The sequence below is a fragment of the Xanthomonas sp. F4 genome (assembly GCF_011761895.1).
This window is the reverse complement of the sequence record NZ_JAASQX010000002.1, coordinates 367,018-384,785: the sequence shown is the minus strand read 5'-3', so window position 1 is coordinate 384,785 and position 17,768 is coordinate 367,018. Positions and strand designations below refer to the sequence as shown.

Annotated in this window: 14 protein-coding genes; 8 read left to right on the top strand and 6 right to left on the bottom strand. The window is 68.5% G+C overall.

Annotation, left to right across the window (positions count from 1 at the left end):
- Nucleotides 1-78: 78 nt before the first annotated feature.
- Nucleotides 79-999 carry an AraC family transcriptional regulator gene (locus tag FHR66_RS09605; protein WP_160970631.1) on the bottom strand — a complete coding sequence of 307 codons (921 nt, stop codon included), beginning with the start codon at nucleotides 997-999 and terminating at the stop codon, nucleotides 79-81.
- Between the two features lie 63 nt (nucleotides 1,000-1,062).
- On the opposite strand from FHR66_RS09605, the gene FHR66_RS09600 reads away from it, so the two are divergent.
- The 5 genes from FHR66_RS09600 (at nucleotide 1,063) to FHR66_RS09580 (ending at nucleotide 5,231) form a co-directional block, all read left to right on the top strand.
- Nucleotides 1,063-1,827, top strand: a complete 765-nt coding sequence (locus tag FHR66_RS09600) for a DUF2306 domain-containing protein (RefSeq protein WP_202394983.1) — start codon at nucleotides 1,063-1,065, stop codon at nucleotides 1,825-1,827.
- Between the two features lie 352 nt (nucleotides 1,828-2,179).
- Nucleotides 2,180-2,782 carry a hypothetical protein gene (locus FHR66_RS09595; protein ID WP_237475464.1) on the top strand — a complete coding sequence of 201 codons (603 nt, stop codon included), beginning with the start codon at nucleotides 2,180-2,182 and terminating at the stop codon, nucleotides 2,780-2,782.
- Complete coding sequence (locus FHR66_RS09590; protein ID WP_160970633.1) at nucleotides 2,779-3,354, top strand: hypothetical protein; 576 nt, start codon at nucleotides 2,779-2,781, stop codon at nucleotides 3,352-3,354. The genes FHR66_RS09595 and FHR66_RS09590 overlap by 4 nt, the downstream gene beginning before the upstream one ends.
- A gap of 34 nt (nucleotides 3,355-3,388) precedes the next feature.
- Complete coding sequence (locus FHR66_RS09585; protein ID WP_160970647.1) at nucleotides 3,389-3,934, top strand: hypothetical protein; 546 nt, start codon at nucleotides 3,389-3,391, stop codon at nucleotides 3,932-3,934.
- Nucleotides 3,927-5,231 (top strand): hypothetical protein, encoded by a 1,305-nt coding sequence (locus tag FHR66_RS09580; RefSeq protein ID WP_160970635.1) that lies wholly within the window; start codon nucleotides 3,927-3,929, stop codon nucleotides 5,229-5,231. The genes FHR66_RS09585 and FHR66_RS09580 overlap by 8 nt, the downstream gene beginning before the upstream one ends.
- Before the next feature lie 393 nt (nucleotides 5,232-5,624).
- On the opposite strand, the gene FHR66_RS09575 is transcribed toward FHR66_RS09580, so the two are convergent.
- Entirely contained in the window at nucleotides 5,625-6,203 is a 579-nt protein-coding gene (locus FHR66_RS09575) for a DUF3617 domain-containing protein (RefSeq protein WP_202394984.1), read from the bottom strand.
- Nucleotides 6,204-6,533: 330 nt separating this feature from the next.
- On the opposite strand from FHR66_RS09575, the gene FHR66_RS09570 reads away from it, so the two are divergent.
- The gene (locus FHR66_RS09570) at nucleotides 6,534-7,721 is read left to right on the top strand and encodes a DUF2252 family protein (protein ID WP_160970637.1); all 1,188 of its coding nucleotides are present in this window, start codon (nucleotides 6,534-6,536) and stop codon (nucleotides 7,719-7,721) included.
- 105 nt (nucleotides 7,722-7,826) lie between these two features.
- Here the strand turns inward: FHR66_RS09570 and FHR66_RS09565 are convergent, their stop codons facing one another.
- On the bottom strand, nucleotides 7,827-8,264 hold the full coding sequence (locus FHR66_RS09565; RefSeq protein WP_456361746.1) for a GNAT family N-acetyltransferase: 438 nt from the start codon (nucleotides 8,262-8,264) through the stop codon (nucleotides 7,827-7,829).
- Nucleotides 8,265-8,696: 432 nt separating this feature from the next.
- Here FHR66_RS09565 and FHR66_RS09560 point away from each other — a divergent pair, with 432 nt between their 5' ends.
- Complete coding sequence (locus FHR66_RS09560) at nucleotides 8,697-9,344, top strand: response regulator (protein ID WP_160947835.1); 648 nt, start codon at nucleotides 8,697-8,699, stop codon at nucleotides 9,342-9,344.
- A gap of 660 nt (nucleotides 9,345-10,004) precedes the next feature.
- Here the strand turns inward: FHR66_RS09560 and FHR66_RS09555 are convergent.
- Nucleotides 10,005-13,535, bottom strand: coding sequence for an Rne/Rng family ribonuclease (locus tag FHR66_RS09555; RefSeq protein ID WP_167087736.1), 3,531 nt, complete (start codon nucleotides 13,533-13,535; stop codon nucleotides 10,005-10,007).
- Nucleotides 13,536-13,929: 394 nt separating this feature from the next.
- Here FHR66_RS09555 and FHR66_RS09550 point away from each other — a divergent pair, with 394 nt between their 5' ends.
- Nucleotides 13,930-14,919, top strand: a complete 990-nt coding sequence (locus tag FHR66_RS09550; RefSeq protein ID WP_048490262.1) for an RluA family pseudouridine synthase — start codon at nucleotides 13,930-13,932, stop codon at nucleotides 14,917-14,919.
- Nucleotides 14,920-14,964: 45 nt separating this feature from the next.
- Here the strand turns inward: FHR66_RS09550 and FHR66_RS09545 are convergent, their stop codons facing one another.
- Both FHR66_RS09545 and zupT read right to left on the bottom strand, forming a co-directional pair.
- A complete protein-coding gene (locus FHR66_RS09545; protein WP_167087734.1) occupies nucleotides 14,965-16,782 on the bottom strand; it encodes a DUF3300 domain-containing protein in 1,818 nt (605 codons plus the stop codon).
- A gap of 126 nt (nucleotides 16,783-16,908) precedes the next feature.
- Nucleotides 16,909-17,730, bottom strand: a complete 822-nt coding sequence (gene zupT / locus FHR66_RS09540; RefSeq protein ID WP_160969940.1) for a zinc transporter ZupT — start codon at nucleotides 17,728-17,730, stop codon at nucleotides 16,909-16,911.
- Nucleotides 17,731-17,768 lie beyond the last annotated feature (38 nt).

Genomic DNA, 17,768 nt, shown 5'->3' with positions numbered 1-17,768 from the left:
GTCTGAGGGCGGGCCGCCTGCGTTGATCTAGCGGGGCGGGACCTCTGCAACGTTTACGTCCTGGAGGCATCAATAAAGTCACGGCGTGGCCGGCACCGATTGCGCGCGATACTGGCTGGGCGACGCATCGAAGCTGCGCTTGAATGCAACCGTGAACGCGCTTTCAGACGAATAACCGACGGAAATGCCGATCGTGCCGACGGACAGCGTGGAGGTCAGCAGGCGATGAGACGCCAGGGCCATGCGCCACCGGGTCAGATAATCCATCGGCGTCTCGCCGGTGACGCGCTCGAAATGGGCGGCGAAGCTGGAGCGCGACATGCGTGCGGCAGCAGCCAATTCTGCGACCGTCCACCGATGGCTGACGTTTGCGTGCATGGCCGTCAGGGCACGATTGAGCGCGGGCACGCCGAGCGCGGCCAGCCACCCCACCTGCTGCTGGCCTGTCTCCAGATGTGCGCGCAAGGCCTCGATCAAGAGCGCCTGCGCAAGGTGTCCAGCAAGCAGATCGCTGCCTGGCCGAGGTTCGCGCAGTTCGACGATGAGGCGCCGTACGCTGGCTTGAAGCGCCGCCTTGTGGTCTTGGGACCGAATGTGGACCACCGGCGGTACGGCTGAAAGGATGGCCGCAGCATGTTGGCCACGCAACGAAAAGAAACCTCCGATGCCTCGACACACCCCACCGCCGTTGATTTCAGCAACGTGGCCCGGCGGCACCTGTGTCAGGAATGCGATGGCGTCTTGCCACGTCACGGGGGTGCCAGCATACAGCTGCATGGCGGCTCCTCCTTCCACAAGAATCACATCCCCCGGTTCCAGGGCAATCGAAGAGCCGGCGTCCTGCATCGCGAGCCTGCATTCCCCCGAATCGATGGCAAAACAGCGGATACCCTCGGCTGGTGGAAAACGCAGTCCCCAATCGCTTCCTGCGTCCAATCCGCGAAATCCATACGAGTTGAGCTGCACGAGGCCGAGGATGTCGGAAAGCGGGTCGGTCATGTCTGGACGATAGCGACAGATGTTTCGACGATCTAGCATGGGCTCGGCTGCGCGGCAACGGTAGTGTTGCACCTGAAGGACGTGGCAGACACGCCGCGGCTTGAAGTCCGGCCGATGGCCGCATTTGTCTCCCCGGGAAGCAGCATGATGAATTCGACGTATCGGTCGCAGGCAGGCGCGACAGCGAAATCCAGGCGGTCGAGCTACGCATGGGGAGTGCTCGCTGTGTTGAGCGGCGCGGTAGCCCTGGTGTCTTATCGCTATCTGTTCGACCGAGGTCCCGTGCCGCCTGGGGTCGCAGCCAACCGGCACGTGCATCCGTGGTTGATCGTGCACGCGACCAGCGCCGCGACGGCGCTGCTCTGTGGGCCCTTCCAGTTCGTTCGCCGTCTTCGTCTGCGTCACCCAGGGTGGCATCGGGCGACCGGACGCGTTTATGTCGCGGGCTGCATGGTCGGAGGCATCTCCGCCCTGTTTCTTGCCGCCGGGATATCCACCGGGCCTGTCGCTGGCGTGGGGTTTGGTGCGCTCGGCATCGCTTGGATGGCGACAACGGCCATCGCGTTACGCAAGGTCCTGACAGGTCGTCTGGCTGAGCATCGGCAATGGATGATGCGCTCTTTCGCCTTGACCCTGTCTGCGGTGACGCTGCGTCTTTACCTGCCTTTCTCGACGTTTATCTTGGGCATCGAATTTGTCTTGGCCTATCGGGCGATTGCCTGGTTATGCTGGCTACCGAATCTTCTGGTGGCCGAGTGGCTGATTAAAGCTCCCCGGCCGGTCCTCGGGCGAGACGACGTCAGTTCCGATTTCAAGCGCTCAACATAGGCATCTGATGCGAGAGGGATCGGTCAATCGGCGTCGCGCAAGCCAATGGTACGTTTCCCCCTTGACGCATTGACGGGCGCGGGTCATGACGTAGTCAGAAGGCGGCGTGGCGGAAACGGCCGATACCGTGGTTAAGAGCCTCGGCGTTAATCGTAAGGTTGACGTGTTTTTGCAGGTGTATGTTGTTGCGCGATAAGCGCCCCCGTCCTTCTCCTCGTCATTCGCAAGTAGGGCCTGCAAGCAGGATCTACGGTTCGGCCGGAATGCCATGTTTTCTTCATTCAGTTCCAGGTTGCATGGCGTCGCAACCCGGTGATACCGTCCGGCCGAGCTTCCAAAAGGACTCCCCGGGTTGGCGAGCAAAGCGTCTCTAGGACAGTGGCGGACACGGATGCTGGCCGGGATCGGTGGCATTGCCGCGATCGTGGTGGGATGGGGCATCGGTTTGTTCGAGGCCAAGGAGGTGCCGGTGCCGCCCGCGCTGCAGGCCGGGAAGGATATTGCCGCCGGCGAGTGGTCGCTGCGCTTCGACCACGTGGAGACCAGCGATCGGCTGCCGAATGGCGAGGTGGTGTCGCGCGACGGTCGCAAGGCGATCGTGCTGTATCTGCAGGCCACCAATCGCACCACGCAGACCAGCGGCTCGCTGGTGCAGGCGGTGGCGTTGAAGACGCCGCCGCGCGGGGCCGATGCGCGGCCGACGGCCTATCTCTTGCGGGATCGTGCGGCGACCACCGAATTGCAGCCGGGCCTGCCGGAGCAGATCGCCTTGGTCTGGACCTATCCGGTGAAGGAGCACTCGGCCGCGCGCGTGCGCTTCGACGTCACCGCCAGGACTTTCAAGGCCTTCGACAATCTCTACGCGCAGCCGCTGTGGACCGATCCGCATCCGGTCGGGGTCGTGGAGTTGCCGCTTGGTGTGTCGCGTGCCGGCGCACAGGCGGGTGAACCGTGAAGCGGCTGGCCGCCATCGCGATCCTGCTGCTGGGCTTCGTGCTGCTTGCCGGGATGCGCTGGACGATGCCGCGCTACGAGCGCATCACCGGCCCGATCGCGGTGTCCGGAGCGCCTGGCAGTTGGGTGCAGACCGAGAATCTGGCCGTGAACGCCGGCACGCCGCAGCTCGCGCGCACGATCCGTTTCAAGGCGGCGGGCGCGGTGCAGCAACGCGACAGCGGCGGCGTGTGGCTGGTGGTGCCGGTGCGGTCGAAGGTCGCGCGCGCGACGGCGCGCGTGTACGGCCGGGTCTGGGCGACGCCCGACGGCCGCCGTTATCGCGCCAGCGGCCGCGCCGAGATGGGCGATGCGGTGCTGTCGTCGATCAAGGCGCTGCAGCCCGGGCTGGAACGCAAGGACGTGCTTGTCTTCGAGTTGCCGTCCGCGCTCGCCAGGGCAGGCGGCACGCTGGTGCTGTCGGAGGACCGCGACCCACAGCTGACGGCCGAGGCGCAGGTGCGCTATCCGCCAATCCCCGCCGGGTCTCCGGTGGACGTGCTCGATCTGGATGCGCTGCATGCACGCCTCTGACCGCGACGTGGCCCCGGCCGTTTCCGAGCGGCGCATGCGCTGGCTCGCGCTGGCGGCGCTGGTGGTGCTGGTGCCGTGCACGATGGTCGCGACCGGCTGGCGTGATGTGCGGGAGTTGCTGCATGCGCGCGAATGGCGGCCGGTGGATGTGGCGATGGCGCAGACCGTTGACTACGACGGTGCCGCCGTTCGGCTCGCGTCGGTCGATGTGCTGCCGTTCGAGGCGGGACTGCCCGCCGATCGCACGTTCGTGCGCACGCGGCTGACGCTGGTGCCGGGTGCCTCCGGTGCGCAGTGGAGCGATTGCACGCTCAAGCTGGTCGACGCCAGCGATCGTTCCTGGTCCGCGATCGACACCGTGCCGGACCTGTTGCAGCGTGCCTTGGCCAAGCCGGGCGAACCGCCCGGCGTCGCCTGCGATGGGCTGGCCGTGTCTGCGGCCAAGCCGGGCGTGCCGTTGGCGGTCGACGGCTACTACTTGGTGCCGCGTGCGGTGGCCGCGCAACTGCAACTCACCGTGAGCACGCGCGGCGGTCGTCCGCACTATCTGCGTTTCGCGCGGGAGCACGCCCATGACTGAGTTGGCGCTGCGCGGTGGGCCGGTGGGGCTGATCGGCGACACGCTGCGGCTGTGGGTTCGCTACCTGCCGCAATTGCTCGCCGTGGCGCTGGCCGGCGTGTTGCTCAACGAACTGCTGCTGCAGGCCGCGGTGTGGATCGGCTACCAGAACCGGCTCGCCGGTCTGCTGTCGCTGACGCTGGTGGTGCTGGTCAAGCTGGTGATCTTCGTGCTGCTGTTCGAAACGCTGCGCCCGGCCTTGCCGGGGATCGCAAGTGCGGCGCTGGCCGACCAGGCCGATGCGACGGCCGCAGAGGAAGAGGGCAGGGCACGCTGGCGTCGCCTGTCGGCGATCGTTTCGCAGGCGCTGGTGCCGTTCTTCGCCTACTACGCCGCCTGGGGTTTCCTCGGCGAGACGATCCGCGCCTACGGGCGCGAAGGGTTGGGGCAGTTCAATCCGTTCGATCCGACCTACCGCGGATCGCTGTTCGAGGTGTCGGGTGGCTGGTGGCTGGCGGCGTCGGTGGCGCTGCTGTGGCTGATCCGGCGCGGCGCGAAAAAACAGAAGCAGCGCAGCCCGCATCCGGCGTGGAATGTGCTGATCGTGCTGTGTGAGGCCGGCTGGACCTTCGTCGGCATGTACGTGCTGACCGAATGGAAGGGCGGTGTGTTCCGCTGGCTGGCGCATCTGCGCATCGCCGATCTCGGCCAGCAACTGTGGCAGGGCATCAGTCATCCGATCGGCGTTGCGCATGCCGCGCTGCCGGGCGCGGTGGAGCAGGCGCCGCCGGGCGTGGCCGACACGCTGGTGGTGATCTTCTTCTCGGCCTTGTTGCCGGTGGTCTGGCTGGCGCTGGCCGCGCTGATCTACCGCTACGACGTGCACAACGCCGAATTGAATGCGCCCGCCAAGTGGTCGAGCAAGGTCGACGGCACGCTCGGGCTGTGGCGGAAACTGCCGACCTGGTTGCGTGACTTCATCGGCCATTTCTGGGCGGGCACCGTCTCGCGCTATCGCGCCGCGGCCAACAGCGTGCATCTCGCCGGCGCCACCGGGCTGGCCGCCTTGGTCACCTTGATCGTGCTGTATCGCGCATTGGACTGGGCCTCGGCCTGGGCCTGGATGGGCCTGACCCGTCTGATCGGCCCGCATCCGCAGGTGGTGTGGCAGGCGATCGCCAATCAGCTGTCGGTGGTGCTGGGTACGCCCAGCGACCCCGGCGACGGCATCCTGCCGCAGACGCTGAAGATCTGCCTGCTCGCGGCGACGCTCGAGCGTGCCTTCCGTGCCGGTCGAAGCTGGCGGGCGTTGAAGTAGCCTGGAGTGTTGCGCGCCGTTTCGCAGCGGTGCGGACCTGGCGCATGTCTGGCTTCGGCGCGAATGATGGTGCGTTAGCCGGTGCATCCCAGTAGCGTCGATGCACGGTCAGGTCGGCATCGGAAGCTGGCGGCGCGTGGCTGGCACTGGCCACCGCGTGTGGCGTGGGAAACAGCATGTGGGACCAGGCCTTACTGCGCTCACGTGTCCCGTGACCGGAGCGGACGGCGGCAACGTAGGACAAGAACGCTCAGGCGGCCAGGGCCTCGCGCTCGAGCGAGCGTTGTACCGTAGCCAGTAAAAAGCGCCGCGATGGCGAACCATCGCGGCGCTGCAACACAAGGCAGAAACTCAGAGCGGGTGCCTCGGAACGCCCCGAGGGAACAGGCTGGCTCAGCCGGCAGCCGGCGCCTTGGTATCGCCCGCCTTGATGTCGCCCGGCTGGCATTCGCCCAGGCGCTTGCCGTCGAGCTTCATGTGCGTCTTCATCGACATGCCTCCCGGCAGGCCGGTGATCGTGGAATGCGATTCGGAGGCCATCTCGGTGGCACTGAAGGTCCCGGTGCTGGTGCCCGCGACCTTGATGTCGCCCATCGTGCAGTGCATCTTCGCGTCGATCTTGCCGTCCTTCATGCTGAAGCTGTCGTACACGCAGTTCTTCTGCATCGGCGAGGCGCTGCCGAAGAGGCTGGCGGGATCGTTGATCTGCTCGGCGGTGAGGCACACCTTGGCGGTGCTCGGCGGCACCTTCGGCATCTGCGGCATGTTGCCGGAGCCGCCGCTGGTCTCGCTGCTCACCTGCTCGATCCGCATCTCCCACTGGCCGGGCTGCAGCTTGGCCGCCTGCACCTTGGCCACGTCGGCGACCGAGGCGTTGGACATGGCGACGTTGTCGCCGTTCTTGTCGCCGCCCTTGCTACAGGCGGCGAGCAGCACACACACAGCAACCGTTGCCGGCATGGTCAGACGCATGAACTTCTCCCTAAGTTATGTGAGGTGCGCGGAGCATAGCCGGGGGCGTGATTAAGATCACGTCGACGTCGGAGACCGCGCCCTGACCATGCAGCAGGCGTCGGGGGAGGGCGAGGGTCTATCGCTGAGGGCGCGCTCAGTGGCCTGGAAGACAGCCGGACATATCGCGCAGTCGTTCAAGCCGCCCGCATCCGGGTCCAGGCCGTACGATCCCGGCCACCGCGAGCGCATGCCGACGTATCCGACGTGCACGGCCAATTCCATGCGGCTCTGCTAGCGTCTGCGCCGCCGCGCGTGTCCCCACGCCATCCGCTCCAGGTCCCACCTTCGATGCCCAGTCTCGCCGAACGCCCTGTCATCCTCGAACGCAAGCGCACCTTGAAGATGGCGCGCTCCGCACACGCCTACGTGCGCGGCAATACCGCCCGGTTCTACGAATGGCTGGCAGCGTCGCCGGCGGCGCGGCGTGTGCCGATGGGGCCGGCGATCTGGATCTGCGGCGACTGCCACCTAGGCAACCTGGGGCCGGTCGCCGATGGCGAGGGGCGCGTCGAGATCCAGATCCGCGATCTCGACCAGGGCGTGATCGGCAATCCCGCGCACGACCTCATCCGCCTGGGCCTGTCGCTGGCCACCGCGGCACGCGGTTCGGACCTGCCCGGCGTCACCACCGCGCGGATGATGGAGGCGATGATCGACGGTTATTGCGCGGCCATCGAGGATCCGACGCGCGATCACCCTGGTGCCGAACCCGAGACCGTGCGCAGCATCCGGCGCGAGGCCTTCGGCCGGCGCTGGCGCCACCTGGCCAAGGAGCGTCTGCAGGCGGTGGAGCCGCACATTCCGCTGGGCGAGAAGTTCTGGGCGTTGGCACCGGAAGAACGCGAGGCACTGGAGCGGCTGTTCGCCGATCCGGCGGTGGCGCGGATGGTGCTGTCGCTGAAGGGAAAGCCCAAGGACCGCGAGGTGCGTCTGGTCGATGCGGCGTACTGGATGAAGGGCTGCAGTTCGCTGGGCCTGTTGCGCTATGCGGCGATCGTCGCCTTGAAGACGGGCAAGGGCCACTGGTCCTACGCGCTGGTCGATCTGAAGGAGGCGATCGCACCGATCGCGCCGGCGGCGCCCGATGCACGGATGCCGGCGGATAACGCCGAGCGTGTGACCGCCGCGGCGCGGGCGCTGTCGCCGTACCTGGGCAGCAGGATGTTGCCGGTGCATCTGCTGGGCCGCTCGCTGTTCATTCGCGAACTCTCGCCGCGCGACCTGAAGCTGGAGGTCGACCAGTTCAATCACGTCGAGGCGATGCGCTCGGCGCGCTATCTCGCCTTCGTCGTCGGCAAGGCGCATGCGCGGCAGATGAAGCCCAAAATACGCGCCGCGTGGCTGCACCTGCTGGACGCCGACCGGCGCAAGGCGATCGACACGCCGTCGTGGCTGTGGGAGAGCGTGGTCGCGCTCGCCGGCCTTCACGAGGCCGGCTATCTCGAACATTGCCGCCGCTACGCGCTGGCCGCATGACGGCAGTTCCGTGAGGTGCGGCCGACTGGCGTCGCATCGCGATCCGCTTCAGTCGCGCGCGTTGTCCAGGTTCAACGCCATGTCCCAACGATCCAGGCCCGGGCCTTAGCCGTTCGCGACCACGCGGTCGACGCTGAAGCCGAAGCGCGCGTAGAACGCCTGCGTGTGCTGGCTGGTGTCCAGTTCGATCCGCGCCACGCCGGTGCTGCGCCGGCAGGCGTCGAGCCGGGCCTCGGTCAGCGCCCGGCCCAGGCCCTGGCGGTGCAGGCGACGCTCGACCATCCCCCAGCCGAAGCTGGCGACGCGGCCGTCTGCGCTCAGCGCGTGGCCGCCGCAGGCTACGACCGCGCCCGCGCGGACGATGACCAGGTAATGCCAGGCACCGGTGTCGTGCTGCAGGAAGCAGTCGAAACCGGCGCGCTCGCTGCGATCGAAGAACTGCGGGACGTTGCTGTCGAACATCGCCAGGCAGGCGACGTGGTCTTGCGCGGCATACGGACGGACGGTGTTCACCCGGGCAGTGTGCCGCAGGCGGTCGGTCAAGTCGTGGTTGTGTCGAGTGCGCGCGCCCTGCATCGGCCATTTCCGAAGTGCATGTCGGAAAATTTCGCCGGGCCTGTCCGGGATCCGCAGCGCGGTGGTGTCCGGAAGCGGGAAGGGGGAGGGTCAGATAATTCTGACGTGAGATCAGGATTGTCCTGATAACGCTTTTCCCGCCGCGGCAGCATACTGGCCTCGGCCTGACGCAGGGACCGTCGCGCGCCTTACGAGGAAAGCGCTGGCAGGTCACTCGACCCTGCGTGCCGAGCCTTGAGTAAGCTCGGCAGGGTTTTGATGACGACAACATGACGTTTCGCGAGGTGCAGATGAGCACACCGTGAAGCGTCTTCGTTTGTCTACAAATTTGTATTGCCCTGAATAATTCACGCAGATAGTCTGGATAGTGCGGTATCCGCTGCGTTGGGGTTATACGAGATGGCCATCAGGGTTTTTCTGGTCGATGATCACGCTCTTGTCCGCACGGGCATGAAGCTGATCCTGTCGAATCAAACGGATATCGAAATCGTCGGCGAAGCCGACAGCGGCGAAACCGCGCTCCCGCAGATCCGGCAGTTGAAGCCGGACATCGTCCTGTGCGATCTGCACATGCCCGGCGTCAGCGGGCTGGAAGTCACCGAGCGCATCGTCAAGGGCGACCACGGCACCAAGGTCATCATCGTCTCGGTGCTGGAAGACGGCCCGCTGCCCAAGCGCCTGCTGGAAGCCGGTGCGTCCGGCTATGTCGGCAAGGCCGGCGACGCGCAGGAATTGCTGCGCGCGGTCCGCGACGTGGCGATGGGCAAGCGCTACCTCGGCGCCAACATCGCGCAGAACCTGGCGCTGGCCAATCTGGAAGGCGGCGGTTCGCCGTTCGATGCGCTGTCGCCGCGCGAACTGGAAGTGGCCTTGCTGCTGACCCGCGGCCTGCGCCAGGAAGACATCGCCAAGCGCCTGAGCCTCAGCGCCAAGACCGTCAACACGCACAAGGCGCGGTTGTTCGAGAAGGTCGGCATCCAGGACAACATCGCCCTGGCGCGCCTGGCCACGCAATACGGCTTGCTGGATCCGACGCATCCGCTGTAATCGGCATCGCCTGTCGAAGTGACACGAGAGCGGCCTTCGGGCCGCTCTTGCGTTGTGCGGGCGCGAAGGAAGATCCGTTCGCGGTGTCGATCGACTGCAATCGCCGTCGGCCTCGCGCACGCCGCACACAGCCTCGCGACAGTAGCGGTCGCAATGGCTGAGTGCCTTCGCGTGGCAGCGCTCGACGCAGGTGTGGCGGCGAAGCAGCACGGCACTCTGTGCGGGCGCAGCGCCCATCACGGCAATCTTTGGCGAAGCGCGCGTGCGTGCTCCCAAGGAAGCGCGCGCGCATGTGTGTCGTGTCTGCAGGACACCTCCAGTCGCCTGCTTTCGCCACGGGCTATGTACGCCGCGCACCGCGTGTTCTTGTAGGAGTTGCTTCAGCCGCGACAGGCGACCGGTAATGCTCTGTCGCGGCTAATCCCGCAAAGGGGAAGAGCCGCACCTACGAGGTGATCGAGTGTCGTTGCTGCCGCAAAAGCGTGTTTTGGAGGTGACGTGAAGCTGCTGCTTCGGCGGTGCAGCGCAACTGGATCGCGCTGACTATTCGCGCATGCGGGCATATCGCCTTGAGCCGCTGCGCTGTTTGCGCTGCAGCGCGCCCATAAAAAAAGCGGCCCGAAGGCCGCTTCTTTCATGCTGCAACGGGAAAAGCGTGGATCAGCTGCGATCCTTGTGCTCGTCGCCGTCCGCCTTGTCCGCGGAATGCGGCGCATGCGCTGCGGATTGCGCGGCAGTGGCGGCGCGTTCCTTCTTCGCCGCCTCGTCTGCAGACACGACCTGCGCCTGCGCAGCCGGGGCGGCAACGGACGTTGCGGTGTCGTCGCTTGCCGGCGTGGCCGATACGCTCTCAGTCGACGCTGCGGCCGCTGCCGCACCACCGTGCGGAGCCTGCGCCGGTGCATCGGCGAAGGCGTCGAGCAGGGTGGTCTGCACCGGGACGTAAGCCGGCTTGGCCGGGGTAGCCTCTTCGGCACGCGGCTCCACGGAAGCGGTGGGCGCGGCGGTGACGGCCGGCGCTGCGCTCGGCGGAACGACGGCAGCTTCCGCCGGCGCAGTGACGCCCGCCGGATCCTCGACCGTGGTCGTGGTATCTGCGGCGTCCGGCTCCGCGACCGGCGCCTTGGCGGCGGTGGCGGTCGGTTGCTCGACGGCAGTGGTGACTGCCTGCGGTTGCTGCGTGGTCGGGGCGACGGCAGGCGTGGCGCGTTCGGCCGGTGCCGCGGCGCGGGTGACCACAGTCTCCTGTGCGACCGGCGTGGTCTCGGCGACCGGCGTCGGTGCTGCCGGTGCCGCCACCACCGTGTCGGCATGGGCAACGGCCGCATCGCTCACGCCCTGAGCCGCTGCGGCCGGCGCCGTCGGCGCGGGCGATGCGATCACGGTGTCGGCAGACGCGGACGGCTGCATCGGTGCGGTGGCTGGCGCAGGCACGGGGTCGACGGTGATCGGCGCGGGGGCCTGGGCTGCGTCGCTGGCCGGTGCCGCTGCACTGACGGCAGCCGGACGCTCACGGCGCTCGCGCTTTTCCTGCGGCTCGCGCTTTTCCTGCACGGGCGGCTTGGGCGCGGGTGCGTCGGTGGCACCGTCGTCGTCGAAGTCGAACTCCGGCTGGCTGCGGCTCGGCGCCGGCGCGCTTTCGCCGTCGCTGTCGCTGTCGCCGGCATCCAGATCGGCATCGTCCAGCCCGGCGGTATCGCCGGCGGCACCGGCTTCGCCATTGCCACGACGACGACGACGTCCACCGCGACGGCCGCGACGACGGCGGCCACCGGCGTCGCCGGTGCCGTCCTCGCCCTCGGCGCCTTCGCCGGCGGGCACGGCCTGCGCGGTTTCCGCGGCGCTTTCGCGTTCATCGATGCCGGCTGCTGCGGCGGCAGGCGCCTGTTGCACCGGTGCGGCGGCGGCTTCGACAACCACTGCCGGCTCCTGGGACGCGGCGCTCGCGCCACCGGCGACCGCAGCGGCGGCCAGGGTGGTGGCGTCCTGCATCGGCGTCACGGGTGCGGTGGCGACGGGCGCGGCCTGCTGCTTGGCCACGGCCTCGTCGGCGCGCGGCTGACGCGGCGGCTTGTCGCCCTGCACGGCGGCCTGTGCCGGATCCTGCTGCGGCTTCGGCTGGCGCGGCGGGTTCTGCGGCTGCTGTTGCTTCGGCGGCTTGGGCGTTTGCGGCTGCTGTTGCGGCTTGGCCTGCTGCGCGGCCTGCTCGTTGCGCGGTGCCTTGGGCTGCTGGTTCTGCTGCGCGGCCGGCGCAGTGGCGCCATTGCCGTTGCCGTTGCGGCGTTCGTCGCGGCGCGCATTGCCGCCGTTGCCGTTGCCGCGGGCGGCATTGCCGCCCTGGCCGCCGTTGCGGCGCGCGTTGCGGTCGTTGCGATCGCCACGGTCGTTGCGGTTACGGTTGCCGTCCTGCGGGCGTTGGCGCTGTGCCGGCTCGGCGGCGGCCGGGGCGGCGGCCGGGTTGTCGCCGGCGCCGAAGATGCGCTTCAACCAGCCGACCACGCCGGTGGCCGGCGGTGCGACCGGGGTCGGCGCGACGACCGGCGCCGGTGCCGGCGCGGCCACCGGTTCCTCGGCCGGTTCGCGCACCGGGGCCGGCTGCGAGTGCTTCACATTGGTCACCGCAGGCGCCGGAATGTTCAACTGCGCCTTGGTCAGCGCATGCACCGGCAGCTTGCGCGGGGTGCCGCGCTGGTAGCTGGGCTTGGTGCTTTCCTCGCCCAGTTCGTTCTCGCGCAGGCGGGTCACTTCGTAGTGCGGGGTGTGCATCTGCTCGTCGGCGACGATGACGATCGGCGCGTCGTGGCGCTTCTCGATCTCGCTGAGCGCGCGGCGCTTCTCGTTGAGCAGGTAGTTGGCGATCTCCACCGGGGCCTGCACCAGCACCTGTCCGGTGTTCTCCTTCATCGCGTGCTCTTCGGCGACGCGGATGATCGACAGCGACAGCGACTCGACGCTGCGCATGCGGCCGTGGCCATCGCAGCGCGGGCAGACGATCTGGCTGGACTCGCCCAGCGACGGACGCAGGCGCTGGCGGCTCATCTCCAGCAGGCCGAAGCGCGAGATACGGCCGATCTGCACCCGCGCGCGGTCGTACTTGAGCGCGTTCTGCAGGCGGTTCTCGACCTCGCGCTGGTGCTTGTTGGAGGCCATGTCGATGAAGTCGATCACCACCAGGCCGCCGAGGTCGCGCAGGCGCAACTGGCGCGCGACCTCTTCGGCCGCCTCCAGGTTGGTCTGGAACGCGGTGTCCTCGATGTCGCTGCCCTTGGTGGCGCGCGAGGAGTTGACGTCCACCGCGGTCAGCGCCTCGGTCTGGTCGACCACGATCGAGCCGCCGGACGGCAGGCGCACACTGCGCTCGTAGGCGGCCTCGATCTGCGACTCGATCTGGAAGCGATTGAACAGCGGGATGTCGTCGGTGTAGTGCTTGAGCTTGCGCAGGCTCTGCGGCATCACCTGCTGCATGAACTCCTGGGCGTCGCCGTACATCTCGGCGGTGTCGACCAGGATCTCGCCGATGTCGGCGCGCAGGTAGTCGCGCAGGGCGCGGATGATCAGCCGCGATTCCTGGTAGATCAGGAACGGCGCCGGCTTGGCCAGGGCGGCCTCGGCGATCGACTTCCACACCTGCAGCAGGTAGTCCAGGTCCCACTGCAGTTCTTCGGCATCGCGGCCGACGCCGGCGGTGCGGATGATCACGCCCATGTCGTCGGGGATGTTCAGCTTGTCCAGCGCTTCCTTCAGCGCGGCGCGGTCCTCGCCCTCGATCCGGCGCGAGACGCCGCCGGCGGTGGGCGAGTTCGGCATCAGCACCATGTAGCGGCCGGCCAGTGAGATGAACGTGGTCAGGGCCGCGCCCTTGTTGCCGCGCTCTTCCTTGTCCACCTGGACCACGACTTCCTGGCCCTCGCGCAGCAGTTCGCGGATCGTCGCCTTGTTGTGGTCGACGCCGGCCTGGAAGTAATCGCGGGAGATTTCCTTCAGCGGCAGGAAGCCGTGACGCTCGCCGCCGTATTCGACGAAGGCCGCTTCCAGCGAGGGCTCGAGCCGGGTGATGCGGCCCTTGTAGATGTTGGACTTCTTCTGTTCCTTGGACGGCTGCTCGATGTCGATGTCGTACAGGGTCTGGCCGTCCACGATGGCCACACGCAGTTCTTCTGCCTGCGTGGCGTTGATCAGCATTCGCTTCATTGTTGCGTTCCTCGCGCTGCTACCGCGCGGAACGCCATGGGGTTTCGCTTCTGGTCACGCTTCGTCGCCCATCGCGCAGGCGCGGGGTGGGCGTCTTGGGTTTCCAGCGCTACGACACCACGGCGAGCCGCGGGAGCGCTTCTTGCTTTTAGGTGGTTCAGGACCGGCGGCGACTCCAGCCAGGCTGGGCGCCGCACGGGGCATGTTCAGCGCGGACGCTTGCGGCATCCGGCGATGGCCGGGTAGGCCGGTGAGCCGCTAACATGGCCGCCCCGGGGGCGGTGGTCGCGCACTGTGCCGGAATCGTCGTAAGCCGGGCTTCTGGCCCTCAACTAACTTCCAACGAAATCAAACCCTTATCTCGCCCCCCGAGTGTAACAGAATAAACTGCCTGATGACTTCCCCCCCGATCCCTCCAAAGCCGCGCGATGTCGCGACCAGCGCGGTGCGCATTCTCAAGGTCCCGGAAGACAGGGCCGGACAGCGCGTAGACAATTTCCTGCTCGGCCAGCTCAAGGGCGCGCCGCGCAGCCTGATCTACAAGCTGATGCGCAGCGGCCAGGTCCGGGTCAACGGCGGCCGCACCAAGGCCGAGCGCAAGCTCGAGGCCGGCGACGAAGTGCGTATCCCGCCGGTGCGGCTGGCCGAGGAGGGTGAGAAGAGCGCGCCGCCGGATGCGTTCATGGCCCGGTTGGAGGCGGCCATCGTCTATGAGGACGCACGGCTGCTGGCGCTGAACAAGCCGTCGGGCGTCGCCAGCCACGGCGGCAGCGGGATCAGTTTCGGCGCCATCGAGACGCTGCGTGCGCTGCGTCCCAATCAGTCGCTGGAACTGGTACACCGGCTCGACCGCGACACCTCCGGGTTGCTGATCGTGGCCAAGAAGCGCTCGGCGCTGACCGAGCTGCAGGCGCTGATGCGCGAGGACGACCGGGTCCAGGGGCGGGGCATCAGCAAGCGCTACCTGACCCTGCTGGTCGGACGCATGCCCGACGGCACCATGAGCGTGGACGCGCCGCTGCACATCGGCCTGCGCCAGGGCGGCGAGCGCCACGTGCAGGTGAACGCGGCGGGCAAGCCGTCGCTGAGCCATTTCCGGGTGCTGGAACGGCGCGGCGGGCATTCCTATTGCGAGGTGCGGATCGAGACCGGCCGCACCCACCAGATCCGCGTGCATGCGCAGCACCTGGGACATCCGGTCGCCGGCGACGACAAGTACGGCGATCCGGCGGTCAACAAGCGCCTGCGCGAGCAGATTGGGCTCAAACGCCTGTTCCTGCATGCCGCCTCGCTGGAGTTCAGCCTGGACGACGGCAAGACGCCTTATCTATTGAATGCGCCACTGGCCGACGAACTGGCCGAGGCGCTGAACCGCCTCGGCTGAGGCGGACGCGCCGGGAGCGGCATCGCGGCCGCTCCCGGGTTGCGCTCAGCTTTCGTGGTGGTCGTGGTCGTGGCGCCCGTCGTGGTGGGCCGGGGCCGGCCGCTGTGCCGGATGCGACTCGGCCGGACGCGGCGCCGGCATGCGCGGCGGCGGCGAGAACCGGGCAACGCGCTGCTCCTGGCGTGGTTCCGGCATCGGCGCGCGCATCGCCTCGCGCGGCATCTCCGGCGCCCGCGCTTGGCGCTCGGGCGCCGGCGCATGCCAGGCCTGGGCCCGCGGGGCGTCGGCCGGCATCGCCTGGCGCGGCGGCTGCGTGCGTGCCATCTCGCGCGCGAAGCCGGAGGGCTGCATGCCCGGGTCGCCGTGCCGCGACGGTTCGGCGACGCGAGCTTCCGGCATGCCGCCACGATTGGCGACGGCCTCGTGCGGCACCGGCGTGGGCGTCAGCGCCTGCGGCACCGGGCGGCCATGGAACTGCGGGACCGGCATCGACGGAGCCGCGTGCGGTGCGTTCGGCTGGGCCATCGCCAAGGTGCGTTGCGGTGCTGCGGCATGCTGGGCGAAGCCGGGCAGCAGCCGCGGATCGCGCGCGGCGGCCATGGCCGCTGGCGTGCCCGGGGCCGGCAGGCGCTGCACCGGCGGCGGCGTCGCCGCGACCGGGCGGCCGGCCTGCAGCATCTGGTGGGTGAAGTGCGGCATGGTCTGCGGCATCGCGTCCGGCTGGGCGCGGGCCGGCCCGAACGCCGCGGCCGGCATGCGTGCGCCCATCGCCGCGGCGGTCATTGCGGCACCTGGAGCATGCGTGGCGGCGAAGGCCTGCTGACCGCCCGGCCCGCCCATCGGTACGGCCGGCGGCGGCGCGCCGCGATAGTCGTTGTGCACGTAGCTGCGGTTGTCGTAGTGGTTGTTGATGATGGTGGTGCGCGGCGCGTACACGCTGTTGCGGTAGACCACGTAGTTCGGCGCCGACGGCGGCGCGTTCCAGTTCACCCCCCAGTTGTTCCAGCCCCAGCTGTGCCACGGCGGTGCCGGTTCCAACCAGCCGAACACGCTGTGGTGGTGATGTTCGAGCGCGTCGCCGACCAGCACGCCGACGCCGAAGGAGATGATGCCGGCGGTGACCAGGTCGCCGGTGTCGTAGTAGGGGCGCGGCGGGCGGTAGCGGTACTCGCGGTAGACGTTGACCGGTGCGCCGTAGACCACGTCGGGGTCGTAGCGCGGCACGTAGACCACGTCCGGCTGCGCCGGCTCGATCACGATGGTGCGGGTCGGCGGTGGTACCGCGTCGGCATAGGCCGGCGCCGGTTCGACCACCGTGCGCTGCACCACCTGCACGCGCTGTTGCGGGGTGCTGCGCAGGTGGCCCTGCGCCTGCGCACGCTGGCGCATCACCTGCACCGCGTCCAGCACCTGGTTGGGGTCGTGGGCGTAGGCATCGCCCAGCGAGCGGGTCCAGTCGCCGTTGCCGGCCAGTTGGTCGACCACGTCGGGGAAGGCGGTCAGCGCCTTGACGCTGGGGTCCCAGGGCTGCGCCGCGGCCGCCTGCAGGCGGTCGGTGGCGGACAGGGTGCGGTTGTTGCGCAGCCAGTCCTGCGCGGATACCACCTGGTCCGGATACACAGAGGCGGCGAGGGTCTGCGCCAGCAGCTTGTCCGGGAACAGCGCGATCGGCGCCACCAGTTGATACAGCTGGTCGGCGGTGGGCGGTACGTAGGGGGCGGGCGCGGGGGCCGCGGCGGGCGCGGGCGCATCGGCCTGTGCCGCGGGGGCGGGGGCGTCTTGTCGCTGGCAGGCACCCAGTGCCACCACGCTCAGCGCGGTGAACAGGGCCAGCCTGGCCGGGGGCAGGGGACGGAACTCCATGCGACACCTCATCGAGCGGGGCGAAGGTGGCCGCAGCATGCGCCGCCTTGGGTGTCTGCGACCTTTCTGCGCAGCGTCGCCGCGCGGGCCAGCGAGCGCGCGTTCAGGCGGCGCCGGCGGGCACGCTCAGACCGGCGCGGACAGGCGGAACAGCACCAGGCTAAGCGCCAGCGTGGCCATGCCCGCGACCAGGCCGTACACCGTCTCGTGCCCCTGCGCGTAGCGCTTGGCCGCCGGCAGCAATTCGTCCAGGGCCAGGAACACCATCACCCCGGCGATCAGCCCGAACACCGCGCCGAACACCGCATCGGACAGGAAGCGTGCCAGCGCGACGTAGCCGATCAGCGCGCCGATCGGCTCGGCCAGGCCGGACAGCAGGCTGGCGCCGAAGGCATAGGACTTGCGCCCGGTGGCGTAATGCACCGGCACCGCGATGGCGATGCCCTCGGGGATGTTGTGCACGGCGATGGCGAGGGCCAGCGGCATGCCGACCGCCGGGCTTTCCAGCGTCGCGAAGAAGGTGGCCAGGCCCTCGGGGAAGTTGTGCGCGGTGATCGCCACCGCGGTGAGCAGGCCGACACGCTTGACGTAGGCACGGTTGTCGTCGCGGAACAGCGGATCGCGGCTGTTGAGGCTTTCGTGCGGATTGGGTACCAGCCGGTCGATGGTCACGATCAGCACCATGCCGGCCAGGAACGCCAGGGTGGCGTAGGCCTGGCCCAGGCGCGGATCGAAGGCTTCGCTGAAGGCGGCGATCGACTTGCCGAGGATCTCGGTCAGCGACACGTACACCATCGCGCCGGCGGAGAATGCCAGGCCGAAGGCAAGCAGGCGCGGATTGGGCCCCTTGCTGAACAACACCAGCACGCTGCCCAGGCCGGTGGCCAGGCCGGCGGCGAGGGTCACGCCGAGCGCGACCAGGACGTTGTGCAGCGGGATATCCAGCATGCGCCGGCGGCTCCTAGGAAGAGGCGTCGATCAAACCC